The 22,680-nt window shown below is 63.1% G+C and carries 22 protein-coding genes; 17 read left to right on the forward strand and 5 right to left on the reverse strand.

What is annotated here, in order from left to right; translation table 11 throughout:
* Positions 1-74 precede the first annotated feature (74 nt).
* Entirely contained in the window at positions 75-1,481 is a 1,407-nt protein-coding gene (gene glnA, locus O2K97_RS09580; protein WP_066551526.1) for a type I glutamate--ammonia ligase, read from the reverse strand.
* Between the two features lie 81 nt (positions 1,482-1,562).
* Positions 1,563-1,901, reverse strand: a complete 339-nt coding sequence (locus O2K97_RS09585; RefSeq protein WP_008261682.1) for a P-II family nitrogen regulator — start codon at positions 1,899-1,901, stop codon at positions 1,563-1,565.
* Here O2K97_RS09585 and O2K97_RS09590 point away from each other — a divergent pair.
* The 9 genes from O2K97_RS09590 (at position 1,824) to O2K97_RS09630 (ending at position 10,481) form a co-directional block, all read left to right on the forward strand.
* Entirely contained in the window at positions 1,824-2,849 is a 1,026-nt protein-coding gene (locus tag O2K97_RS09590; protein WP_258522503.1) for an NAD(P)H-hydrate dehydratase, read from the forward strand. The two genes, O2K97_RS09585 and O2K97_RS09590, sit on opposite strands and share 78 nt — an antisense overlap.
* Before the next feature lie 146 nt (positions 2,850-2,995).
* Positions 2,996-3,991 carry a hypothetical protein gene (locus O2K97_RS09595; RefSeq protein WP_269219089.1) on the forward strand — a complete coding sequence of 332 codons (996 nt, stop codon included), beginning with the start codon at positions 2,996-2,998 and terminating at the stop codon, positions 3,989-3,991.
* Positions 3,992-4,002: 11 nt separating this feature from the next.
* Positions 4,003-4,563, forward strand: coding sequence for a fasciclin domain-containing protein (locus tag O2K97_RS09600; protein ID WP_269219090.1), 561 nt, complete (start codon positions 4,003-4,005; stop codon positions 4,561-4,563).
* 392 nt (positions 4,564-4,955) lie between these two features.
* A complete protein-coding gene (locus tag O2K97_RS09605; protein WP_269219091.1) occupies positions 4,956-5,435 on the forward strand; it encodes a DUF421 domain-containing protein in 480 nt (159 codons plus the stop codon).
* A complete protein-coding gene (locus O2K97_RS09610; RefSeq protein ID WP_269219092.1) occupies positions 5,435-5,920 on the forward strand; it encodes a DUF421 domain-containing protein in 486 nt (161 codons plus the stop codon). Before O2K97_RS09605 ends, O2K97_RS09610 begins: the two co-directional genes overlap by 1 nt.
* A 169-nt stretch (positions 5,921-6,089) precedes the next feature.
* Positions 6,090-6,374, forward strand: coding sequence for a hypothetical protein (locus O2K97_RS09615; protein WP_269219093.1), 285 nt, complete (start codon positions 6,090-6,092; stop codon positions 6,372-6,374).
* Complete coding sequence (locus O2K97_RS09620) at positions 6,325-7,356, forward strand: cation:proton antiporter (RefSeq protein WP_269219094.1); 1,032 nt, start codon at positions 6,325-6,327, stop codon at positions 7,354-7,356. The genes O2K97_RS09615 and O2K97_RS09620 overlap by 50 nt, the downstream gene beginning before the upstream one ends.
* A gap of 41 nt (positions 7,357-7,397) precedes the next feature.
* Positions 7,398-8,360: a mechanosensitive ion channel family protein gene (locus O2K97_RS09625; RefSeq protein ID WP_269219095.1), complete on the forward strand. Its 963-nt coding sequence runs from the start codon at positions 7,398-7,400 to the stop codon at positions 8,358-8,360.
* A 345-nt stretch (positions 8,361-8,705) separates the two neighbouring features.
* Entirely contained in the window at positions 8,706-10,481 is a 1,776-nt protein-coding gene (locus tag O2K97_RS09630) for an SLC13 family permease (protein ID WP_269219096.1), read from the forward strand.
* A gap of 86 nt (positions 10,482-10,567) precedes the next feature.
* Here the strand turns inward: O2K97_RS09630 and O2K97_RS09635 are convergent, their stop codons facing one another.
* A complete protein-coding gene (locus tag O2K97_RS09635; protein WP_269219097.1) occupies positions 10,568-11,080 on the reverse strand; it encodes a MarR family winged helix-turn-helix transcriptional regulator in 513 nt (170 codons plus the stop codon).
* Between the two features lie 65 nt (positions 11,081-11,145).
* Here O2K97_RS09635 and O2K97_RS09640 point away from each other — a divergent pair, with 65 nt between their 5' ends.
* The 5 genes from O2K97_RS09640 (at position 11,146) to O2K97_RS09660 (ending at position 17,983) form a co-directional block, all read left to right on the forward strand.
* Positions 11,146-12,921, forward strand: a complete 1,776-nt coding sequence (locus tag O2K97_RS09640) for an N-acetylglutaminylglutamine amidotransferase (RefSeq protein ID WP_269219098.1) — start codon at positions 11,146-11,148, stop codon at positions 12,919-12,921.
* Positions 12,911-14,680, forward strand: a complete 1,770-nt coding sequence (gene ngg / locus O2K97_RS09645; RefSeq protein ID WP_269219099.1) for an N-acetylglutaminylglutamine synthetase — start codon at positions 12,911-12,913, stop codon at positions 14,678-14,680. Before O2K97_RS09640 ends, ngg begins: the two co-directional genes overlap by 11 nt.
* Before the next feature lie 10 nt (positions 14,681-14,690).
* Positions 14,691-15,815 carry an osmoprotectant NAGGN system M42 family peptidase gene (locus O2K97_RS09650; protein ID WP_269219100.1) on the forward strand — a complete coding sequence of 375 codons (1,125 nt, stop codon included), beginning with the start codon at positions 14,691-14,693 and terminating at the stop codon, positions 15,813-15,815.
* 262 nt (positions 15,816-16,077) lie between these two features.
* The gene (locus O2K97_RS09655) at positions 16,078-16,341 is read left to right on the forward strand and encodes a hypothetical protein (protein WP_269219101.1); all 264 of its coding nucleotides are present in this window, start codon (positions 16,078-16,080) and stop codon (positions 16,339-16,341) included.
* Positions 16,342-16,363: 22 nt separating this feature from the next.
* On the forward strand, positions 16,364-17,983 hold the full coding sequence (locus tag O2K97_RS09660; protein ID WP_269219102.1) for a phospholipase D-like domain-containing protein: 1,620 nt from the start codon (positions 16,364-16,366) through the stop codon (positions 17,981-17,983).
* 375 nt (positions 17,984-18,358) lie between these two features.
* Here O2K97_RS09660 and O2K97_RS09665 read toward each other — a convergent pair whose 3' ends face one another.
* Positions 18,359-19,159, reverse strand: a complete 801-nt coding sequence (locus O2K97_RS09665; RefSeq protein WP_269219103.1) for a DUF1365 domain-containing protein — start codon at positions 19,157-19,159, stop codon at positions 18,359-18,361.
* The gene (locus O2K97_RS09670; RefSeq protein ID WP_269219104.1) at positions 19,156-20,493 is read right to left on the reverse strand and encodes an NAD(P)/FAD-dependent oxidoreductase; all 1,338 of its coding nucleotides are present in this window, start codon (positions 20,491-20,493) and stop codon (positions 19,156-19,158) included. The genes O2K97_RS09665 and O2K97_RS09670 overlap by 4 nt, the downstream gene beginning before the upstream one ends.
* A gap of 79 nt (positions 20,494-20,572) precedes the next feature.
* Here O2K97_RS09670 and O2K97_RS09675 point away from each other — a divergent pair, with 79 nt between their 5' ends.
* From O2K97_RS09675 to O2K97_RS09685, 3 genes are read left to right on the forward strand one after another with little or no spacing between them, the layout of a single operon-like run.
* Positions 20,573-21,238 carry a sigma-70 family RNA polymerase sigma factor gene (locus tag O2K97_RS09675; RefSeq protein WP_258522504.1) on the forward strand — a complete coding sequence of 222 codons (666 nt, stop codon included), beginning with the start codon at positions 20,573-20,575 and terminating at the stop codon, positions 21,236-21,238.
* Positions 21,235-21,873, forward strand: coding sequence for a ChrR family anti-sigma-E factor (locus tag O2K97_RS09680; RefSeq protein ID WP_269219105.1), 639 nt, complete (start codon positions 21,235-21,237; stop codon positions 21,871-21,873). The genes O2K97_RS09675 and O2K97_RS09680 overlap by 4 nt, the downstream gene beginning before the upstream one ends.
* Before the next feature lie 50 nt (positions 21,874-21,923).
* Positions 21,924-22,676, forward strand: a complete 753-nt coding sequence (locus tag O2K97_RS09685; protein ID WP_269219106.1) for a DUF1295 domain-containing protein — start codon at positions 21,924-21,926, stop codon at positions 22,674-22,676.
* The last annotated feature ends 4 nt before the right edge of the window (positions 22,677-22,680 follow it).

Here is a 22,680-nt window from a genome sequence, read left to right on the forward strand (position 1 = left end):
CTCGAAGCCGCCAGGCCATGCAAAAAGGGCCGGGGAGCGATCCCCGGCCCTTTGTCTTGACTGAGATCAGGTGATCAGCAGCTGTAGTACATGTCGAACTCGACCGGATGCGGGTGCAGTTGCAGACGCATCACCTCTTCCATCTTCAGCTCGATGTAGCTGTCGATGAAGTCGTCATCCATAACGCCGCCCTTCTTGAGGAAGGCGCGGTCCTTATCCAGGTTCTCCAGCGCTTCACGCAGCGAGCCGCAGACCTCGGGGATCGAGCCGCGCTCTTCCGGCGGCAGATCGTAGAGGTTCTTGTCGGCGGGCGCGCCCGGATCGATGCGGTTCTCGATCCCGTCCAGGCCGGCCATCAGCAGGGCGACGAAGGTCAGATAGGGGTTGCCCATCGGATCGGGGAAGCGGGCTTCCAGACGCTTGGCCTTGGGCGAGGAGACGTGCGGGATGCGAATTGAGGCCGAACGGTTGCGGGCCGAATAGGCCAGCTTCACCGGGGCTTCATAACCGGGGACCAGACGCTTATAGCTGTTGGTCGTGGAGTTGGCGAAGGCGTTGATGGCCTTGGCGTGCTTGATGATGCCGCCGATGTACCACAGACATTCCTGCGACAGACCGGCGTACTGGTCGCCGGCGAACTGGGGCTTGCCGTCCTTCCAGATCGACATGTGGACGTGCATGCCCGAACCGTTGTCGGCAAACATCGGCTTGGCCATGAAGGTCGCCGACTTGCCGTAGGCGTGGGCCACATTGTGGATCACGTACTTATAGAGCTGCAGGCGGTCCGCCATGGTCAGCAGGTCCGAGAACTTCAGGCCCAGTTCGTGCTGAGCCGGAGCCACCTCGTGGTGGTGCTTCTCGGGCTGAAGGCCCAGATCGCGCATGACACCCAGCATTTCGCCGCGCAGGTCCTGGCCGGAATCGACCGGATTGACGGGGAAATAGCCGCCCTTGGGTCCAGGGCGATGACCCATATTGCCTTCGGAATATTCGGCGCCGGTGTTGGCCGGCAGCTCGGTCGAATCGTAGCTGTAGCCGGTGTCGTGCGGCTGGGTGGACCAGCGTACGTCGTCGAAAATGAAAAACTCGGCTTCCGGTCCGAAGAAGACCTGGTCGCCCACGCCCGACGACTGGACGTAGGACAGCGCCTTCTTAGCCATCGAGCGGCTGTCGCGGTTGTAGGGCTCGCCGGTGTCCGGGTTCAGCACGTCGCAGAACAGGAACATCGTCTTCTGCTGATAGAAGGGATCGATATAGGCCGTGGTCAGGTCCGGCTTCAGCAGCATGTCGGACTCGTTGATGGCCTTCCAGCCGGCGATCGACGAACCGTCGAACATCGTGCCTTCGTTCAGGAAGTCTTCGTCGACCAGATCGACGTCGAAGGTGACGTGCTGCAGACGGCCGCGCGTGTCGGTGAAGCGGACGTCCACATATTGGACCTCCTCATCCTTGATCTCTTTGAGGATCTTGCTGGCGCTCATTCTCGAAAAGTCCTGTTCTTGTCGTTTGGGGAGGAGACCGGACAGCGACCCGAGGGCCGAGGGCCGGGGAGGGTAGTCAGGTCAGACGGCTTGGGCTCCGGTTTCGCCGGTGCGGATGCGGATTACCTCGGCGACGTCGGACACGAAGATCTTGCCGTCGCCGATCTTGCCTGTGCGGGCCGAGGTCTGAATGGCCTCGACAACTGCGGGTGCGAGGTCATCGGCGACGACCACCTCGATCTTGATCTTGGGCAGGAAGTCGATGACGTATTCCGCGCCGCGATACAGTTCGGAATGACCCTTCTGGCGGCCATATCCCTTGGCCTCCAGCACTGTCATGCCTTGCACGCCCACGTCCTGGAGCGCCTCTTTGACGTCATCCAGCTTGAAGGGCTTGATGATGGCTTCGATTTTCTTCATGGCGACCCCGGAGCGGCGCACGGAATGCAGCGGCGCTCGGGCGCGAATGGGACACAGCAGGGCCGCTCAAAGCAAGCGATTTTCGCAGGCTGGCGAAGGATAATCGGAACGCGGATGATAGAAACCAACGACCCGGCGATCTGGCGCAATTTTCTGCCTTGGCCGAGCGCGGAAACGCACAAGCATGCGCGTGGACGTTTGGCGGTCGTTTCGGGAAAGGCGCATCATACCGGCGCTGCGCGACTTGCAGCTCATGCGGGTCTCAGGATGGGCGCTGGAGTCGTGCGAATCCTCTGTCCGCCAGATGCGGCGTCGGTGATCGCGCCGGCTGTGCAGGCGGTGATGTTGACGCCTTTTTCTTCACCGGAAAACTTAAGTCGAGAAGCCGCCGGCAGCGACGCCGTGGTGATCGGCCCGGCCGCAGGCCTGGACGACGCGACGATGGCAAACATTCAGTCGCTTGGTTCGACCGGCGCCGTTCTGGTGATCGACGCCGACGGCCTGTCGGTCTTCAAGGGGCGAACGGCCGAACTGTTCGCCGTGTTGGATCGCGACGACATCCTGACGCCGCATGAAGGCGAGTTCGAGAGGCTTTTCCCAGGTTTGCTCACTCATGGCCGAGAAGTCGCCGTTCAGGAGGCCGCGCGATTGGCTCAGGCGACGATCGTTCTGAAAGGCGCGCAGACCCTGATCGCGTCCCCGGACGGGCGAGTACGCCGAAACGAAAACGGCTCGCCGTGGCTGGCGACGGCGGGAACCGGGGATGTGCTCGCCGGCATGATCGGCGGATTGGCGGCACAGCGGATGGAGAGCTTCGACGCGGCCTGCGCCGCCGTGTGGCTTCATTCGGATGCGGCGCACACGTTCGGTCCCGGACTGACTTCGGATGACCTGCCGGACTGTTTGCCCAAGGTTTTATCAGAGATGCGGAGTTCGGCGCTGGACTAAAACGACGATCTGGGAAGCGGCTGCCCAGCAAAGCTAAGGCAGCGTGAAACGTCGCCAAGTCCTGACCGGTGGGCTGCGCGGAGGGCCTGCCGGCGATGGAACATCGGTACGCTGCACACGTTTTTGCTGCCGACGAGGAGTTCACGATGAAGCGATCCATCCCACTTGCCGCGGCCTTAGTTCTTGTTCTTGGCTCATCCAGCATCGCCCTAGCTCAGCCCGGACCGGGCGGCGGGCACGGCAACGGGAAGGGGAGGGGCGACCATCGCGAAGGCGGACCTGGCCGGGATGGTCCTGGGCGCGGCGATCAGGAGGCGCGTGAAGGTCGTCGTGATGGGCCAGGTGGAAGGGGCGGGCCGGCAGCCCACGTCGATGTTCGTCAGCCAGCATTTGTTGGTGAGCGGACGAACGGGAAGAACCGTATGTCCGAGCGCGACCTCCGCCGCGAGATCGAGCGTCGTGCGGATGTCATGGCAGGCAGCCCAAGGGATGCTCGGAAAGAGTTGGATCGCCGCATCGATCGTGAGCGTGATCGACTGGTTTATCGACGGGGTTTTGACCGGGCCCTGACGGACGGCTGCCCTCCCGGGCTCTCCAGAAAGAACAACGGCTGTCTCCCGCCCGGCCAAGCGCGCAAGATTGTCGACGCGAGAGAGGATTATGCCCGCTACAACTATTTGTGGCGCACTCGCGCAGATGAAGCGAACTACATGTACCGCGACGGATACATGTATCGCTACAACACCCAAGGCGGCCTGCTCGGTTACCTGCCAATTCTCGGCGGCGTTCTTTCACAGGGCAATGTTTGGCCGACGCGATACGAATATCAGCCGGCCCCTCAATACTTCTCTGACTATTACGGGCTGAATGACCGGTACCAGTACCGCTATGCTGATGGCGTGCTCTACGGTGTGGATCCACAGACCCAAGGGATCGGCCAGATCGCGGCGCTCCTGACCGGGCAACAGTTCAACGTCGGCCAGCGCATGCCGGCGGGTTACGACGTCTACAATGTGCCCTACGCCTATCGCGACCGGTACGTCGACAGCCGACAGAGCCTGTATCGCTACAATGACGGCTATGTGTATCAGGTCGACCCCACCACTCAGGTGGTGCAGGCCATCGTTCAACTGCTGACGTGAGCGAGGGCCTAATGCGTAACACCAATGTGTGGGCGTTGGCGCCGATGATGGCGCTCGCCCTGGCTGCTTGCGGTGACAACGCAGGTTCGGCGACCGCGAAGTCCGGGGCCGTGCCTGCGGCTGCGCCCTCAACGAAGACGCTGGACGCGGAAATACGTGATAACGCCGACTTGGACACACTGGATGGCGTGATCAAGACTGCGGGTCTCTCAGAGGTGCTCGCGAGCAAAGGCCCATACACCGTCTTTGCGCCCACAAACGCGTCACTCAGTCGGTTGAGCGGATCCCTGACTGGTGACGCGCAGAAGGCTCAAGGCGCAGCGCTTCTGCGCGCCCACATTGTGCCTGGCGCGCTAACGCGCGCAGACATCCTTGCAGCGATTGAGCGCGGCGGCGACGATGGCATCCAGATGCGCACGATGGCAGACACACTGCTGACCTTCAGCCGCTATGGCGACGAAATTCTGGTCATCGCTCCAGATGGCGCCGTTGCCCGCTTAACCGGACGTGAGACGCCAGCCGCCAACGGCGTGCTTCAGCCCACGGACGGCGTCCTCGTGAAGCCAAGCTGAGCACTAATCAGAGCTCCGAATTCAGCGATCTAACTTCGCAGATGGGACGAGTTCGGCGGCCGCTGCATTAGTAAAGTGCAGTAGCGAACACATTATCTTTCTTATCTGCGTTGCCGCCGTATTCCAGTGGGAGGGGCGCGCATAGGCCGCAGGAATGGGAGGGTGTAAAACTTCACGATCCGCGCAAATGGAGACCAGCCGATGTCGCCGCCAGCTGACGGTTACACGCTGGTCCTGGAATGTCGCGTTGTGGGCTTTACCAAGGGGCGCGCGATCCGCTGCCTCGCTTCCAGTCCAGCCCAACGCCCCGACGGTGGCGCGGCAGTTCCGCTCGACAAGGTCGCATTCGAAGATACAGCCGGTGGCGTTCTCGGCGCCTGGCAGAGCACTTGATGCCAGATTTCATCTTCAACGGATGGGGCGCGATCCTGAGAATGCTCGCGATTGCGCGCGCCGCCTACGTCGCCGTCGTGTTGATCTTGCGTGTATCGGGCAAGCGAACGCTGTCCAAGCTGAACGCTTTTGACTTCATCGTGACCCTCTCCATCGGCTCGCCCCTGGCCTCCGTCATCACCACCCAGTCGCTGGCTTTGGCCGAAGGCATCGTCGCCTTGGCGATCCTGGTGAGTCTTCAATTCGTGGTCACGGCGGCGTCGGTCCGGTGGCCTTCATTGGGACGGGCGCTGAAGGCAGAGCCGACCCTGTTGCTCTGCAACGGGGAGCCTCTGTCATCAGCCATGAAGCGCCAAAGGATCACGTTGCAAGAGCTCGACGTGGCTGTTCGTCAGGCAGGAGGGACATCGCAACTCCAAGCACAGGCGATCTACCTTGAAGCAGACGGCACGCTGACCGCCCTGATGCGATCTTACTGATGGAGTGGGTCCACGCGATCATCGGCACCGAAGGCGGGGCGATCAGTTGGTGGCAGATGTCGCTGCGGGCGGCTTTGATCTTCGTTCTCGGCGTGCTCATCGTGCGCTTCGCTGCGACCCGGGCTTTTGGGAAATGGAGCGCCCTCGATATTATTTTCGCTGTGGTGGTCGGGTCCAATCTCGGCCGGGCGATGACCGGAAGTGCGCCTTTCTTGGCGACCCTGATCGCCACGCTTGTGCTTGTGGTTTTGCATGGGATTCTTGCGCGGGCGTCGGCGCGTTGGTCCTGGCTGGGTCATCTGGCCAAGGGCGGCGCCGTCGTATTGGTGGAGGATGGCGTGGCCGACGCCAAGAGAATGCAGCGCGCCGGGATTGGAGAGGGCGATCTTCGGATGGCGTTGAGAACCGCTGGCCACGCCAATCTGGACGAGGTCAAAACAGTGTCTCTAGAGCGCAACGGGTCGATCACCATCATCAGCCGTTAAACGGCGCCGCGACCGCCGACCCGAACCTCTTGGGCCAGCGTCACCGGTGGCGCGCGCTTCGATGTACGGGCGGACCCCAACCTTCCTCTGGTGAGAACGGCCGAGGTGTCGCATGGAGCCTAGCCGGACTAGGGTCGCGATCCGTCTGCGTCGATCAGGTTGATGTGCAATGATCCATCTTGAGCTTTCACCTTTCGACGCCGCGTCGGTTCTGATCGTGCTCAGCGCCGTGCTGGGCTGGGTCAATCACCGCTGCATCAAGCTTCCCGGGACGGTCGCCATGACGCTGATGGGGGCGGTGGCCTCCGTTGTGGTCATCGTCATCGACCTGATTCTTCCGAGCAGCCGGGTCTCGGACGCCGTCACAGGCTTTCTGAACGACATCGATTTTCACGAGACACTGGATGAACGGCATGCTGTCGTTCCTGCTCTTCGCCGGCGCCTTGCACGTTGATCTCGACAATCTCAGGAAAGGGCGCTGGCAGATCGCCACGCTCAGCACGATCGGCGTCGTCGCCTCGACCCTGATCGTCGGCGGCGGATTGTGGGGTCTCACCCGCCTTTTGGCGATCGATTTGCCCTTGATCTGGTGTTTCGTGTTCGGCGCGATTGTCAGTCCGACCGACCCGGTCGCCGTCATGGCGGTGCTGCGAACGACCCGGGTTCCCCCGACGCTTCAGGCGACGATCGCCGGCGAAAGCCTGTTCAATGACGGCGTCGGCGTGGTGGTCTTTTCGATCCATGTTGCGAGCGCGGTGAGCGGAGAAGCCTTTTCAATCGTGCATGCCGGGGAGCTGTTTCTCATCGAAGGCCTGGGCGGAGCGGCCCTGGGGGGCATCATCGGTTGGATCGCCTATCGCACTATGAAGGCGATAGACGACTATTCGGTCGAGGTGATGGTCACCCTGGCCACCGTCATGGGCGGCTACGCCCTGGCCTCGGCGCTTCACATCAGTGGACCTGTGGCCATGGCGGTCGCAGGTCTGATCATCGGCAATCAGGGCTTCAGTTTCGCCATGAGCGATCAGACCAAGGACTATGTGGTCAAGTTCTGGGCGCTCATCGACGAGGTCCTCAATGCGGTTCTCTTCCTCTTGATCGGGCTTGAGGCTGTGGTGCTCGCCCAGCGCTTCGGTCTTCTCGGCCTCGGCATTCTGACGGTTCCGCTGGTGCTCTTCGCCAGGGGGCTCTCGGTAGGCGTTCCGCTGCTTTTCTGGCGTCGCCTGCTGCCCTTCGGTCTCGCTTTCCCGGTCATGACCTGGGGCGGCCTTCGGGGTGGTATTTCGATCGCCCTTGCACTCTCTCTGCCCAATGGGACCCCGAAGGATGTTCTGGTCGCCGCGACCTATGTCGTGGTGCTGTTTTCAGTGCTCGCCCAAGGAGGCACCATCGGACATCTCGTCAAGCGTTGGTCGGCCAAGGTCTCTTCGGCGTGATCGGCGCTGGAACGGTCAAGCCGGCGGCGGGTTGAGCCGTCATGGAAACGCCTCCGTCGGACACCATCGCGACGCCCGAAAATCCGCTCGTCCTGATCTCGTCCAAGGTGTCCGCCGCGATCGACGGCTTCTTTCTTCAACTGCCCAACATCCTGGCGACGGCGGTCTTCGTCGTTCTGGTCTATTTCGCCGCCAAGTATCTTGGCCGCCTAGTGACCCGCGTCGTGGCGCGACGCGATCGCCCGGACCTCGGGACACTCATGGGCTCCCTGACGACAGGCACGATCTGGATTGTCGGCCTGCTCGGCGCGTCCGCTATTCTGTTTCCGAGCGTCAATCCCGGCAGCATTCTGGCAGGGCTTGGTGTGGGATCGGTCGCAATCGGCTTCGCCTTTAAGGATATTCTCCAAAATTTGCTCGCCGGGATTCTGCTGCTCATCCAGCGCCCATACAGGCGCGGAGATCAGGTTACGGTCCTCGATTACGAGGGTACAATCGAGCACATCGAAAGCCGGGCGACATCTATCAAAACCTATGACGGCCGGCGCGTCGTTATTCCAAACGCCGCTCTATATACGGCGCCTGTGGAGGTTCACACGGCTTTCGACATCAGACGTGACCAGTACGACGTCGGCATTGGCTATGCTGACGATCCCGAAGAGGCTGCGCGTCTTTTCCTCGATGCAATTAAGGTGCTCGATGGGGTTCAGTCAGATCCGGCGCCTGAGGTGTTGCCGTGGTCGCTGGATGACAGCTACGTCACCCTGAGGGTGCGTTGGTGGACACAATCCCTTCGTACGGACATGGTGCATGTACGTCCTCGTGTGATCATCGCTTTGCACAAGACGGCAAAAATCAACGCTATCGATCTTCCTTTCCCGACCTCAGTCATGCTTCTTCACGATCAGACAGAGGACACAGATGGCGACAGGGCACGCCAGCGCGAAGGCTGGCCGACGACGGGACGAGATCCAAAGCCGAGAACCCAGCGCCGCAATTTTTGAATACTAACCCTGATCCGACGCTCGTAACGGCTAACGCGCGCTCTTACGCTTGGGTGCTTGGTACGAGCAGAGCCCGATCTCGATGCCATGCCCTATGGTGATCCACGGCTCGCTGCCGCCAACACGCCTAATGACAGCGCCATGCACCATGCGCGAAAATGTACGACGTTGGCGAGCTTAGATGTCGGCCTTCCCGGCGCCCGAGTATCGTTCTGACCCCAGCCTGATGGCAGGCGAGGGGAAGATTACGGCTGGCTCTCGTACATCATTCAAAATGACGAAGAGTTGGCTGCCTATCAACATTGAGCCTACGCTGTCTGCTCATGATGCAAGGGCGCTAGGCGAGTGACGCTTCAACAAGGACTGGCCTTCGGCCTCGTCGGACTGACAATCGGCGCCTTCATCTGGGGTCGGTTTCGTTACGACCTGGTCGCGGTCGTCGCGTTGGTTGCAGGATTGGCGATCGGCATCATCCCCGCCGAGGCTGCATTTGACGGTTTCAAAAACGACGTCACCGTCATCATCGCCTGCGCGCTGATCGTTTCGGCCGCCTTCGCCCGATCGGGGGTCATTGAGCTCGCGATGCGGCGGGTGATGCCGCTGCTAAAGACTGAGCGCTCCCAGGTCCCGGTTCTGACCGGTGCTGTGACGTTGCTTTCCATGGCGACGAAGAATGTCGGAGCCCTGGCGATCATGATGCCGGTGGCGCTTCAGGTGGCGCGCCAGACGAAGTCGTCCCCCTCCCGGCTCCTGATGCCAATGGCTTTCGGCGCCATGGCGGGCGGCATGGTCACCCTGGTCGGGACCGCCCCGAACATCATCGTCGCCGAAGTGCGTCAGAGCATCGTCGGCGAACCCTTTGCCATGTTTGACTACGCACCCGTGGGCCTGGCGCTCACGCTGATCGCCCTGGCGTTTTTGGCGTTCGGCTATCGCCTGTTGCCCCGCGATCGACAGGGCGCAACGTCTTTGAGCGCGGCCTTGGCCGCCAACGCGTATGCCACGGAAGTCAGGGCGCCTGAAGGCTGGGCTCCGGGATCTATGACCGTGTCCGCTCTCGGCGCCCTCGGCGACGGCGAGGTCAAGATCATGGCGCTGATCCGTTCAGGGAAACGGCGGCTGAGTCCCAGAGGCAATGTCGTCGTCAAGGCGGGTGATGCGTTGCTGATCGAGGGCGAGCAGCAGGCGCTGGAGGGCTTCGTCAGTCGGGCTCAGATGAATCTCATCCGCGATGACCGCCCGGTTCCCCTAGCGACCGCATCCGAGGAGATTGCAATTGTAGAGGCGGTGATCGGCCGAAACTCCCCTCTGCAAGGGCAGTCTGTTCGAAGCTCGGATCTGTACGGCCAGCACGGGATCAATCTGCTGGGCGTGTCGCGAAGCGGCTTTCAACTCACCCAGCATCTGCGGACGGCAAAACTGGCGCCCGGCGATATCATCCTGCTCCAAGGCGCCGAACAGACGCTGCCGGTCGCGCTGAGGGCGCTGGATTTACTGCCCCTGGCGGAGCGTCAGGTTCAACTCGGAAGCGTGCGCAGGCGCTTCATGCCGGCTGTTGTTCTTGCGTGCGCCATGACCCTCGTTGGCCTTGGCCTGGTTCCAGTCGCCGTCGCCTTCTTCGGCGCCGCCGTCGTCATCGTCGCATTGGGCGGCCTGAAGATGCGTGAGGCCTATGCCGCTCTGGATGGCCCCCTGCTCGTTCTGATCGCAGCCCTCATTCCCGTCTCAGACGCGATCCAATCCACGGGAGGGTCCGACCTGATCGCGGGACTGCTTCGCCACGTGTTCACGGGCTTGCCGGGCGTTGTCGCGATCACCGGCGTGATGCTCGCCTCAATGGCGGTCACGCCCTTCCTGAACAATGCGGCGACCGTCCTGATCGTCGCCCCGATCGGAGCGACGCTGGCCAAGCAGCTTGGCTACAATCCGGATCCGTTCCTGATGGCGGTCGCGGTCGGCGCCGCGTGCGACTTCCTGACGCCCATCGGTCACCAGTGCAATACGCTGGTTATGGGACCTGGCGGCTACAAGTTTTCTGATTATCCCAGACTGGGCGCGCCTTTGAGCGCGCTCGTTCTGGTCACGGGGCCCTCGCTCATCTTGCTATTTTGGCCTCTTTGATTGGCTCGAGGTCAGAAGATAGCGTTGGAACAGACAGGTCAGGATCACCGTTTCCGGCTGTTCGCCGGCTCGACATCCCGAGACGCTTATGAGGGCCTGACAGCCTGATAATGCGGCTTCAAAGAGGCCTGAGAGTCGCGAGGCTGCATCAAAACTGCGAGGCGTTCGACAGCTTCAGCCATCGCCAGTCGCTCGCTGTGTGGAAGTTCAGCCAAGGCGGCGAGAAAACCGTCGCCGAGCAGGCCCGGGGACGTCTGCAATGCCTGTCGCCCCGCGTCGGTCAAACGCACATGGACGACGCGGCGATCCACGGTGGAGCGATAGCGGGCGGCCATGCCCTTGGCTTCGAGCTTATCCAGCACGGCGACGACGGTCGGCGCCGACATGGAGACGTCCCGCGATATGGCGCTGGTGCTGACTTCGCCCAATGTGCGGATGGATTGCAGCACGAGGAGTTGCGGCAGCGTCAGCCCGGTCAGACGTGAAATTTCTCGAGACCGAACATCAATCGCCTGGGCGACGCGACGGACTGACCGGACAAGGGATGCGGTGGCGTCAACCGCCGCTTCAGGGCCTGGCTCAAGGGAAATATCCGCCATTCGGGTTGAACTCTTTCGTGCCCTAACCATTTGTACCCGCTGCTTCCACAATTCAAGGAGGACCCATGTGCGGTCTTAGCGGCGAGATCAATTTCGACGGACGACCGGCCGATGCCGGCGCTGTTCAACGCATGACCGATGCGCTCTCGCCCCGTGGACCGGATGGTTCCGGCATTGTTATGCGCGGCTCGGTGGGGCTCGGTCACCGCCGATTAAAGATCATCGACCTGAGTGAGAAAGCTCAGCAGCCGATGGTGGACACTGACCTGGGCGTGACCCTGGCGTTCAACGGCTGCATCTACAACTATCCCGAACTGCGCGAAGAGCTGCAGGGGATGGGGTTCCGCTTCTTCTCGCACGGCGACACCGAGGTCATCATCAAGGCCTGGAAGGCGTGGGGCGAAGCCTGCGTCGAGCGATTCAAGGGCATGTTCGCCTTTGTGCTGCATGAGTGCGACACCGGCCGCACCGTGGTCGCTCGCGACCGTTTCGGCATCAAGCCGCTGTATCTGGCCGAACAGGGCAAGCGTCTGCGCTTCGCCTCGACCCTGCCGGCCGTGTTGGCGGCGGGCGACGTGGATAAGACCATCGATCCCGTCGGCCTGCACCACTACATGACCTTCCATGCGGTCGTGCCGCCGCCACACACGATCCTGAAGGGCGTCAAGAAGTTCCCGCCGGCCACCATCCGGGTGATCGAGGCGGATGGGCGGGCCAAGGACCGCCTCTACTGGCAGCCCGATATGACGCGCCATGCTGAGGACGCGGCCCTGACGGCCGAGGATTGGCGCGATCGGGTCCTGGACAGTCTGCGCGCAGCGGTGAAGCGCCGCATGGTCGCCGACGTGCCGGTAGGCGTGCTGCTGTCGGGTGGGGTGGACTCCAGCCTGATCGTCGGTCTGCTGGCCGAACTGGGTCAGAAGGACCTGATGACCTTCTCGGTCGGTTTTGAAGAAGCGAATGGCGAGAAGGGCGACGAGTTCGTCTATTCCGACCTGATCGCCAAACATTACGGGACCAAGCATCACCAGATCTTCGTGCCGCACCAGAGGCTGATGGAGGCCCTGCCGGGCACCATCGGCGCCATGTCGGAGCCGATGGTCTCTTACGACAACGTCGGCTTCTACCTGCTGAGCCAGGAAGTTTCCAAACACATCAAGGTGGTGCAGTCGGGACAGGGCGCCGACGAGGTGTTCGCCGGTTATCACTGGTACCCGCCGATGCTGGGCGCGGCCGATCCGGTCGAAACCTACGCCAAGGCCTTCTTCGACCGCAGTCACGACACGCTGAAGACCCAGCTGAACGGCGCCTATATGGCCGACACCGACGTCAGCCGCGCCTTGGTCGAGGCTCATTTCGCGCAAGGCCGCGCAGCGACGCCCGTCGACCAAGCCCTGCGCCTGGACAGCCAGGTGATGCTGGTCGACGACCCGGTGAAGCGGGTCGACAACATGACCATGGCCTGGGGTCTGGAGGCGCGCGTGCCCTTCCTCGATCACGAACTGGTCGAACTGGCGGGCCGCATCCCGCCTGAGCACAAGCTGGCCCAAGGCGGCAAGGGCGTGCTGAAAGAGGCCGCGCGTCTGGTGATCCCCTCCCAGGTCATCGATCGCAAGAAGGGCTATTTCCCCGTGCCCGCACTGAAATACATCCAGGGTCCGTATCTGGAGATGGTGCGCGAGGCCCTGACCAACCAGGCGGCGCGCGACCGGGGCCTGTTCGACAAGGCCTATCTGGACACCCTGTTCGCCGATCCGGCCCAGCACATCACGCCGCTGCGCGGGTCCGAACTGTGGCAGGTCGCCGTGCTCGAGATGTGGATGCAACAGCATGGCGTCTGACATCCGACCTGAACGGTCCAAGGCGCACCGGCTGAAACGGCTGCGTCACGAGGGGCTGAAGCCGCCTGTTCAGTCCGGCGACGGACCGAGGCCGGACGCCGTGCTGGACTGCGGCTGGGGCCGGCTGCTGTTCGCCCAGACCTTCGAGACGGCCGAGCCCCTGGTCGAGGCCCTGCGCGCCGAGGGGCCGGACCGGCGCGACATCGCCTTCTATGTCCGCAATCCGCACGTCCTGCTGGCCTCGGCGCCGCAGGAGTTGTTCCTGGATCCGTCGCACACCTATCGGCTGGAACTGGCGACCTATCGCACCAGCCGACGCCAGCCCCGAGGCTTCACCGTGCGCCGTCTGACGTCGGAAACGGACGCCCAGGCGGTCAATGACATCTACGCCAAGCGCAGGATGGTGCCGGTCCCGCCCGACTTCTTCTGGTCGCATCGCGACGACCGGACCATCACCTATTTCGTCGCCGAGGATACGACGACGGGGGCGGTGATCGGCACGGTGACGGGGGTCAATCATGCGCGCGCCTTCGACGATCCCGAATGCGGCGCGTCTCTGTGGTGTCTGGCGGTCGATCCCCAGGCGACCCAGCCGGGCGTCGGCGAGGCCCTGGTCCGGCGGCTGGCCGAGCATTTCAAGACCCAGGGCCTGGCCCACATGGACCTGTCGGTCATGCACGACAACGACCAGGCCATCGCCCTGTATGAGAAGCTGGGGTTTCGCCGCGTGTCCTTCTTCGGGGTCAAGCGCAAGAACCCGATCAACGAGGCTCTGTTCGTCGGCCCGACCGATGATCACGACCTGAACCCCTATGCCCGGATCATCGTCAATGAGGCGCGGCGGCGCGGCATCCATACCGAGATCATCGACGCCGAAGGCGGACTGTTCCGTCTGAACTGGGGCGGCCGGTCGGTGCGGTGCCGCGAGAGCCTGTCGGAGCTGACCTCGGCCGTGGCGCTCAGCATCTGCGACGACAAGCGGATGACGCGGCGCATCGTCGAGGCGGCCGGTGTCCGCGTGCCCGAGCGGATCGACCCCGCCGACCCGTCCGCTATCGACGCGGCCTTGGCCAGGTTCGGCGCCCTGGTGGTCAAGCCCGCGCGGGGCGAACAGGGCCAGGGCGTCGCCGTCGGCCTGACGACGATGAACGAGGTCCAGACGGCCCTGGTCCGCGCGCGCCGCATCTGTTCCGAGGTGCTGATCGAGGAACAGGTGCAGGGCGAGGATCTGCGGCTGGTAGTGATCGACTATAAGGTCGTGGCCTGCGCCCTGCGTCGTCCGCCGCGCGTCGTCGGCGACGGGCGCTCGACCTTGCGCGCCCTTGTCGAACACCAAAGCCGTCGTCGCGCCGCCGCCACCGGCGGGGAATCCACCATCCCGATCGATGCCGAGACCGAGCGCACCCTGGCCGAGGCCGGCTATTGTCTCGACGACGTGGCGGCGGAAGGGACCGAGATTTTGGTGCGCAAAGCGGCCAATCTGCACCTGGGCGGCACCATCCATGATGTGACGGATGAGGTGCATCCCGCCCTGATCCGCGCCGCCGTCGCCGCCGCGCGCGCCATCGACATTCCGGTCACCGGCATTGATCTGATGGTGAAGTCTCCGCGTGAACCCGACTACGCCTTCATCGAGGCGAACGAGCGCCCCGGCCTGGCCAACCACGAACCCCAACCGACTGCCGAGCGTTTCGTGGATCTGCTCTTTCCACTGTCCGCGCCGGCCGCTGCACGGACATTTCCGCGATCCGAAGCCTGAAGGAGGCCCCTTGGCCCGCCCCGCGATAGACCTCGACTACCTGAAGGCCCGCCTGGCCGACCTGCTGAACACGCCCAGCCCGACCGGCTACACGGACGAGGCGGTCTGGCTCTTGTGCCGAGAACTCGAGCGGCTGGGCCTCGACTATGAAATGACCCGCCGCGGCGCCCTTCGCGCAAGACTGCCGGGCCGTACGCCAAAACCGGCGCGCGCCATCGTCGCCCACGTCGATACCCTGGGCGCCCAGGTCAAACAGGTGAAGGCCAACGGCCGGCTGGAACTGGTCGCGATCGGTCACTGGTCGTCGCGTTTCGCCGAGGGGGCGCGGGCGACGATCTTCTCCGAAGGCGGCGCCTATCGCGGCACCATCCTGCCGTTGAAGGCGTCCGGCCATACCTTCAACGAAGAGGTGGACACTCAGCCGGTAAACTGGGCCCAGGTCGAGCTGCGCATCGACGCCGTGACCCACGGCCGCGAAGACACCCTGGCGCTTGGCGTGGACGTCGGCGACATCGTCGCCATCGATCCCCAGCCCGAGTTCATCGACACCGGCTTCATCGTCTCGCGCCATCTGGACGACAAAGCGGGCGTCGCCACGCTGCTGGCCGCGCTGGAATGCATGATCCGCGAAGATCGCACGCCGACAGTCGATACCTGGTGGCTGTTCACGATCGCCGAGGAGGTCGGGCTGGGCGCATCATCCGTGCTGATCCCGGATGTCGCCGCCATGGTGACGGTCGACAATGGCACGACCGCGCCCGGCCAGAACTCCTCAGAGTTCGGCGTCACCATCGCCATGGCCGACCAGACAGGTCCCTTCGACTGGCACCTGTCACGCAAACTGGTTCAACTGGCCCGCGCCCACGATATCCCGCACCAGAAGGACGTCTTCCGGTACTATCGCTCCGACTCGGCCTCGGCCTTGGAAGCCGGCGCCGACATCCGGACCGCCTTGGTCACCTTCGGCATTGACGCCAGCCACGGCTATGAACGCATTCACGAAAGCGCGCTGGAAGACCTGTCGCGCCTGCTGATCGCCTATGCCGAAAGCGACGTCGAAATCGGCCGAGACGCCAAGTCTTTGAGTGGAGCAAAAGGCTTTACCCACCAACCCGTGGGCGACGAGGGGGATTAGCGCTTAGAGGATCGCACTCGCCCAGCCCTCCTAAACTTACGTAAGGAATGTCGGCTTGAGGCAGCGTTCGAAATGTCCGCTGCTGGCGCGATGGCGAATTGGGGGCTTGCCAGCTGCGACGCCCGGGCGACTTGGCGCCAGACGCTCGACGCATCATGCCAGTACAGAAAATGTCTGTCGCCATCGGCAGGCCTTCGTTCTAGCCTGACGACGCTGCAATCAAAGGCGGATAAGCCGCTGGATCAGCAAGAGGAAACAGACAATGCGCATCCTGTACATCGCCGCTGCGGCCGCCTTGGCCTTGGCGGCCTGCTCCGACCGGACCGAGAAAAACGCCGCCGCCACTGCGGACAACGCCGGCGACACCGTCGCCTCGGCGGCCAGCGACACAGCCGCGAATGCAGACGCCGCCGCCGACGCCACCGCGGCTGCGGCCAAGGACGCGGCAGCCGACGCCGACGCCGCCGCCGATACCGCGGCGCGCAAGACCGATGCGGCGGCCGACGCCGCAGCGCGGACCCAATAAGACAAACGTCGCGACGCTGCCGATGCATTTCGGCGGCGTCGCGTCACCTTCTAGATGCTGTAGTTCATGCGACCGGCTCACCGGGCGATTTTTGTCGGGAGACGTCGAGATGCTGGAAGTCGGAACCACCTGCTGGCGCGCCGAAGTCGCGCCCCGCGCCGCGCTGCTGGTAGACATGGAGCCTTATCTGGCGGCCGCAAAGGCGGCGATGAGCCAGGCGAGCCGGTCCATCCACTTCCTGAACTGGGCCTTTGATCCCGACACCATCCTTGATCATGAGCCGACGGACGGTTCGGCTCCGCAAACAATCGGCAGCTTCCTCAAAGATTTGTCCGAGGCCCGGCCGGAGCTCGAAATCCGGATCCTGTGTTGGAAGTCGCCCGTCGCCGTTGCGGCCACTCAGCGGTTCTTTCCCTGGCGCAGTCGTCGCTTCTTCGCCGACACGCGCGTCGATTTTCGTCTGGACGGAACCTTGCCGCCAGGCGCTTCCCACCACCAGAAGGTCATCATCGTCGATGACGCCGTGGCCTTCTGCGGCAGTTGCGACATAGGTCCCGACCGGTGGGATAGTCCCGAACACCTTCACCCCGACCCGCGTCGCGGGAAGACGGCCAAAGGGACGCCCTGCTACGATTGCCGCCATGAGGTCATGGCGATGATCGACGGTCCGCCGGCGCCCACTCTGGGTGATCTTTTCCGCGAACGGTGGGCGAGAGCGACCGGAGAGATGCTTGCTGCGCCGGCTGAAACGGTTTCCGACGTCTGGCCGGCCGACGTGAAGCCTGATCTGGAAAACGTCGAGATCGGCGTGTCCCGAACCCAGGCGCCGTGGAAAGATTTCCCGGAGCTGAGGCAAGGGGAGGCGGCCACCTTGGCCGCGATCGCCTCGGCCAAAACGACCCTCTATATCGAAAACCAGTATTTCACCTCGCCCATCGTGGCGGAGGCCATTGCCCAGCGGCTCGACGAAGCCGACGGTCCGGAGGTGATCCTGGTGTCGACCCGGCATTCGCCAAGCTGGTTTGACCAGATGACCATGGACAAGACGCGCTCGACGTTTCTCAAGAGGCTTGAAGACGCGGACCGGCATGGGCGGTTCAGCGCCTACAGCCCCGTCACCCGCAATGGCCGGATCATCATCGTCCACGCCAAGCTCGCCGTCGTCGATGACCGTTCTGTTCGCATCGGGTCCAGCAACGTCAACAACCGGTCGCAGGGCTTCGATAGCGAATGCGACCTGACCCTGGATACGGGGGCGGGCCCTGACGCGGCGGGAGGAGCGTGTATCGGCGTGTTTCGCAACCGGCTGATCGCGCACTGGCTGGGGTGCGAAGAAATGCAGGTCACCCAGGCGATAATGGCCCACGGCGGCATCAGCGCCGGCATCGAACATCTGCGGGATGAAGGTTGGGATCGTCTGCGTCCGCTTCGATCACGCAGTCACGGCGCCTTTTCCCGGTTCGTCGCCGAACACCATCTAGGCGATCCCATCTCGGCAGCCGACAGCCTTCGACCGTGGCGCCGACCCGCGCAGATGCGACACAAGCTTGCCGCAGCGGCGCATCGGCTTGTCCGCGCAGACATTCCGGGTCCGGAAGTGCCGCTCGGCGGTTCGATCGAACCGGGCCTTGATCAGGACTAACCTTGGGTGCTGGCGGCTGATTACTCTCGAAATCTATGGGTTGGGCGGGCGAGCGTCTTCGTTGCCACTTGGTTGAGCCACATGAAGCTCGCTATGAAGGCGGGCGTCCCAACGAGGCTACAGAAGTGGTCGCTGACGGCTTTGCAGAGGCACAAAACGTCAATGGAGTGATCGCTGTTGCAACCATAGGGACAGAACTGGGACTGGAGCACTATGCCTGCAATGTATTCGCCGTATCAGAACTAGAGTCTCAGGTTAAAGGAAGCGAAGCGCCGCAACACTAAGGAATTTCAGGTTAAACACGGCTCAATTCGACACGATCACGTTTGCATCGCTTCACATAATATATCTTAGGCGATAACGCGATCTAGTTTTTCAGCGTCGCAGACGGCTCTCTTGAACTTGGCTTTGAATCGTCACTGGCTCTTCAGCCGGCTTAGGCTGTCGGGTCACACCGACGCCTTTGAGCCACAGCTTCAGGGCTTCCCAATGGATCGCCGCGACCACTTTAAACGTCATCAGTGGGATCGCCGCTGTCGCGGCAGCGATGTTGCGATCATCCAGGCGTTCCCGCTTGGCCGCCATAGCGGCCGTGATAAGCACGCCCCCGGCATCTAGCCCATCGATGGTCATGTCGAGGCGATCGCCCGGCGTATGGCCACGGAACTGGTAATCCATCTCCATGCCCATGAATGGCGAAACGTAGAGCGCCTTCGCCGCGCCCTGACGAATGACGCCTGCGGCCTGATCTTCGATCGGGATCGGAATGACGTAGGCGTGTCGGATGCCGAAGGTGCTGGTCACCTCGTACACCATGGCGGCCAACCGTCCATCGGGCCAATGGCAATAGTAGATGCTGATCGGGTTGAAGACGTATCCGAGGACGCGCGGCATGGTTAACAACCGGATAGGCCCGCCCTCAAGATCGATGCCGGCTTGAGCCATCCACGCATCCACCTGAGGACGCAGCGCGCCAGAACCGTCTCCGTAATCCTTGTCGTGGAAAGACAAGAGATTGAACCGATTGCGTGAAAACAGGCGCAGGCGCGCATCCAAATCATCGATTTCCGACAGGTCGAGCAGAAGCCAGAAGACGCGATAGTTCAGCTCGTGGATCTTGGGGCGAAGGCGTCGGTGCATGACCCGGCCGCGATAAAGGGCCGAGCCGAGCGTCACGCGGCGCGTTCCAGCTGAGCGCCCATCGGCGTCGTCAAATGAATGCGACCGCTTTCGTTGGCGACAGACCACGGGCGACGCACGCCGCCGAGTTGTTCGGCGACAGCGAGGCCGGATTGCAGGCCATCCTCGTGGAAGCCCGCGCCGAAATGGGCCCCACAGAACCAGACGCCCCCCTGCCCTTGCAGGCTCCACAACTGCTTTTGAGCCTGTATGGCGGCGGGATTGAAGATGGGATGCTCGTAGAGCTCGCTACGCAAAATCGTGTCGGCGCGCGGCGGACGCGGCGGATTCAGGGTGACGAACAGGTCGTCGCCCGGCAGACCTTGCAGACGGTTCATCCAATAGGTGACGCAGAGGCCGTCGTCCGCGCCGATATAGTTCCAGCTGGCCCAGGCGCGACGACGATGCGGCATCAGGCTGGCGTCGGTATGCAGGACGGTCAGATTTCGGCTGTACCGGAAAGCGCCGAGCAGCGCCTTCTCCCGCGCCGTCGGTTTGGCCAGCATCGCCAGAGCCTGGTCGGCATGGGACCCGATCACGACCTGGTCGTAGCGCTCGACGCCGCCTTGGCTGTCGTGAACGAAGACGCCCTGGTCGCTACGCCGCACAGCCGTGACGCCGTGGTCCAAACGAATGTCTTGGATCGCGCGGGCGAGATGTTCGACATAGACGCGGCTGCCACCCTCGACGGTGCGCCACAGCGGGCGCCCCACAAGTTTCAGCAAGCCGTGATTGCCGCAGAAACGGATGAAGGACTCGGCCGGATAGTCCATCAGCGTGTGCGCCGGGGATGACCAGATCGCGGCGGCCATGGGCAGCAGGTGATCGTCGCGGAACGCCTCGCTGAACCCTTCGCGCTTCAGGTAGTCGCCGAGCGTCAGCGAGGAATCGGACATCGCAGCCAAATCCTTGGGCGCATCGCGATAAAAGCGCAGGATTTCGCTCAGCATCGACCAGAAGCGAGGGCGCAGGGCATTGCGCCGCTGAGCAAACAAGCCTGGCGCGGCATATTCGAACTGTCCGTCATCCAGCGAGACAGCGAACGACATATCCGTCGCGCGTGTCGCGATCCCCAAATGCTCGAACAGGGCGATCAGATTGGGGTAGGTCGCGTCATTGAAGCAGATGAAGCCAGTGTCGACCGCAATGTCGCCGGAAGGCACGCTGGCCATCACCGTATTGGAATGCCCGCCCAGGCGGTCGCCCTTTTCGTAAATCGTCACGTCATGACGTTTCGACAGAAGCCAGGCCGAAGACAGGGCGGCGACGCCAGATCCGACCACAGCGATCTTTTGACGTTCGGCAGAGGGCGTCGCGGACGACAGGGGCATGAAAACTCCGAAAGATACGCCGCAGCGCAATCGCTAGGGCATGAACGGATTACGGGTCGCCGTCATGTTCGGATCGCGATTGATCCAGACATTTCCGCTGAGCGTATTAGTGTTCATGCATGCCGAGCCGTCGTCCTTCGCATCAACGCCATGTCGGTCCAACCGCGTGAAGGCGCTCGACAGCTTGCCTGATCCGCTGCTGCACGATCGGCTGATCGAACAGATCGCCCTGAGGCGCGATCGTGACGCCTTCGCTGCGCTCTTCGCCTATTTCGCACCGCGGCTGAAGGCCTGGCTGATCAAGTCGGGCGCGACGCCCGGCGCGGCCGAGGACTTCGCGCAGGACGCCATGCTGACCGTGTGGCGCAAGGCCGACCTGTTTGATTCGTCAAAGGCGCGCGCCGCCACGTGGATTTTCACCATCGCTCGCAACCGTCGGCTGGACATGCTGCGCCGTGACGCGCGACCCTTGCCGACGCCCGAAATCGAGCTGGCGGGGGACGACGTCCGCCGGCCCGATGAACTGCTGTCGATGTCGCAAGACGCGGATCGCGTGCGCGACGCTCTGGCACGGCTCAGCGCTGACCATGTCGAAGTCCTGCGTTTGGCCTTCTTCATGGACAACTCTCATTCCGAAATCGCCAAACATCTCGGCCTCCCGCTCGGCACCGTCAAATCCCGTATTCGTAACGCCATGACCAAGCTTCGTCTGATCCTCGCGCCCTCTGAGGAGGCTGCGCGATGAAACCTCAGCGCAATCCCTCCGAAGAACGTTTGCTGGCCTATGCGGCCGGCACGCTCAGCCCGCCCGAGGCTGTGGTGATGGCGGCGCATCTGGCGATGCGCCCGGCCAATGACGCCTGGGTGCGCGACCTACAGTCGGTCGGCGGCGAGTTCTTGGACGAGACTCCCCCCTCCCCCTTGTCGAATGATGCGCTCGCCTTGGCGATGGCGCGGATCGAGACGGATGCCGGCAAGGCCAGGCACAGCGCGCCCCTGAACGATATGCCCGAGCTGCCCGAGCCATTGCGACGCTATGGGCTGGGCCCATGGCGCTGGGTCGGGCCCGGCATGCGCGTGCGCGACGTCCATGCGCCGCGGGATGGCGATTGCCGTGTCATTCTTCTGAAGATCGAATCGGGTCGTGAGACGCCAAAACACACGCATGGCGGCGTCGAGCTGACCTGCGTCATCTCCGGCGCCTATGCGACCGAAACCGAACGTTTCGACGTGGGCGATTTCGAAGAGGCGGACCCGGACGTGCTGCACCAACCTCGTGTGGTGTCGGACGAGCCGTGCCTGTGCGTCGTCGCGCTTGACGGTCAGATTCAGCTGGATGGATGGCTGGGCAAGCTGATCCAGCCCTTCGTTCGCCTGTGACCGCTCTTGCGACCATCTGGGGTGTCGCCGCCCTATGTCTCGTTGTGGTCATGTCTACAGCCTGGCTGGTTCAGAATCGAACGGGCAAGGGCGGTTGGGCGGACGCCTTCTGGTCGCTTGGACTGGCAGCGGCTGGCGTCGGCGTCGCCCTCTTCCCAATCGACGGCGCCGCTCCGTCGTTGCGCCAGTATCTTGCAGCGCTTCTGATTGGCCTTTGGGGTTTGCGGCTGGGGTCCCACATCGCTGTTCGCGCCGCCCACGAGGAGCGCGAAGATGCTCGCTACGCACGTCTGCGAGAGGACTGGGGCGCCGGCTTTCAGGTCAAGATGTTCGGCTTCCTGATGCTGCAAGCTGGAGCCGCCGCCTTCCTGGCGCTCAGCGTGATGGCGGCGGCGCGCAACCCGGCGCCGGGCCTGACGCTTCAGGATGCCGTGGCGACACTGATCTTTGTCGGGGCCTTGGTTGGAGAAGCCGTTTCCGATCGCCAGCTGGCGGCCTTCAAACGCGATCCGGGCAACAAGGGTGGCGTCTGCGATGTCGGTCTGTGGGCCTGGTCACGCCACCCCAACTATTTCTTCGAATGGGTGAGTTGGTGCGCCTGGCCGGTGTTCGCCATCAATCTGAGCGGTGAATGGCCCTGGGGTTGGCTGGCGCTGATCGGGCCGGCCTACATGTACTGGCTTCTGACCCAGGTGTCCGGCGTGCCCTTGCTGGAACAGCATATGCGACAGTCGCGACCCAAGGCGTTCGAGGCCTATGCCGCCCGCACCAGCGCCTTCTTCCCTCGCCCGCCCGAGCGATGAGGGG

Origin of the sequence: Brevundimonas vesicularis (genome assembly GCF_027105095.1) — a bacterium.
In the GTDB taxonomy this organism is placed as follows: Bacteria; Pseudomonadota; Alphaproteobacteria; order Caulobacterales; family Caulobacteraceae; genus Brevundimonas; species Brevundimonas vesicularis_E.

Bases quoted from the DNA above. Each gene is read 5' to 3' on its own strand.
- glnA (WP_066551526.1), bottom strand. From the start codon at position 1,481: ATGAGCGCCAGCAAGATCCTCAAAGAGATCAAGGATGAGGAGGTCCAA.
- O2K97_RS09585 (WP_008261682.1), bottom strand. From the start codon at position 1,901: ATGAAGAAAATCGAAGCCATCATCAAGCCCTTCAAGCTGGATGACGTC.
- O2K97_RS09595 (WP_269219089.1), top strand. From the start codon at position 2,996: ATGAAGCGATCCATCCCACTTGCCGCGGCCTTAGTTCTTGTTCTTGGC.
- O2K97_RS09600 (WP_269219090.1), top strand. From the start codon at position 4,003: ATGCGTAACACCAATGTGTGGGCGTTGGCGCCGATGATGGCGCTCGCC.
- O2K97_RS09605 (WP_269219091.1), top strand. From the start codon at position 4,956: ATGCCAGATTTCATCTTCAACGGATGGGGCGCGATCCTGAGAATGCTC.
- O2K97_RS09610 (WP_269219092.1), top strand. From the start codon at position 5,435: ATGGAGTGGGTCCACGCGATCATCGGCACCGAAGGCGGGGCGATCAGT.
- O2K97_RS09615 (WP_269219093.1), top strand. From the start codon at position 6,090: ATGATCCATCTTGAGCTTTCACCTTTCGACGCCGCGTCGGTTCTGATC.
- O2K97_RS09620 (WP_269219094.1), top strand. From the start codon at position 6,325: ATGAACGGCATGCTGTCGTTCCTGCTCTTCGCCGGCGCCTTGCACGTT.
- O2K97_RS09625 (WP_269219095.1), top strand. From the start codon at position 7,398: ATGGAAACGCCTCCGTCGGACACCATCGCGACGCCCGAAAATCCGCTC.
- O2K97_RS09635 (WP_269219097.1), bottom strand. From the start codon at position 11,080: ATGGCGGATATTTCCCTTGAGCCAGGCCCTGAAGCGGCGGTTGACGCC.
- O2K97_RS09640 (WP_269219098.1), top strand. From the start codon at position 11,146: ATGTGCGGTCTTAGCGGCGAGATCAATTTCGACGGACGACCGGCCGAT.
- ngg (WP_269219099.1), top strand. From the start codon at position 12,911: ATGGCGTCTGACATCCGACCTGAACGGTCCAAGGCGCACCGGCTGAAA.
- O2K97_RS09655 (WP_269219101.1), top strand. From the start codon at position 16,078: ATGCGCATCCTGTACATCGCCGCTGCGGCCGCCTTGGCCTTGGCGGCC.
- O2K97_RS09660 (WP_269219102.1), top strand. From the start codon at position 16,364: ATGCATTTCGGCGGCGTCGCGTCACCTTCTAGATGCTGTAGTTCATGC.
- O2K97_RS09670 (WP_269219104.1), bottom strand. From the start codon at position 20,493: ATGCCCCTGTCGTCCGCGACGCCCTCTGCCGAACGTCAAAAGATCGCT.
- O2K97_RS09680 (WP_269219105.1), top strand. From the start codon at position 21,235: ATGAAACCTCAGCGCAATCCCTCCGAAGAACGTTTGCTGGCCTATGCG.
- O2K97_RS09685 (WP_269219106.1), top strand. From the start codon at position 21,924: ATGTCTACAGCCTGGCTGGTTCAGAATCGAACGGGCAAGGGCGGTTGG.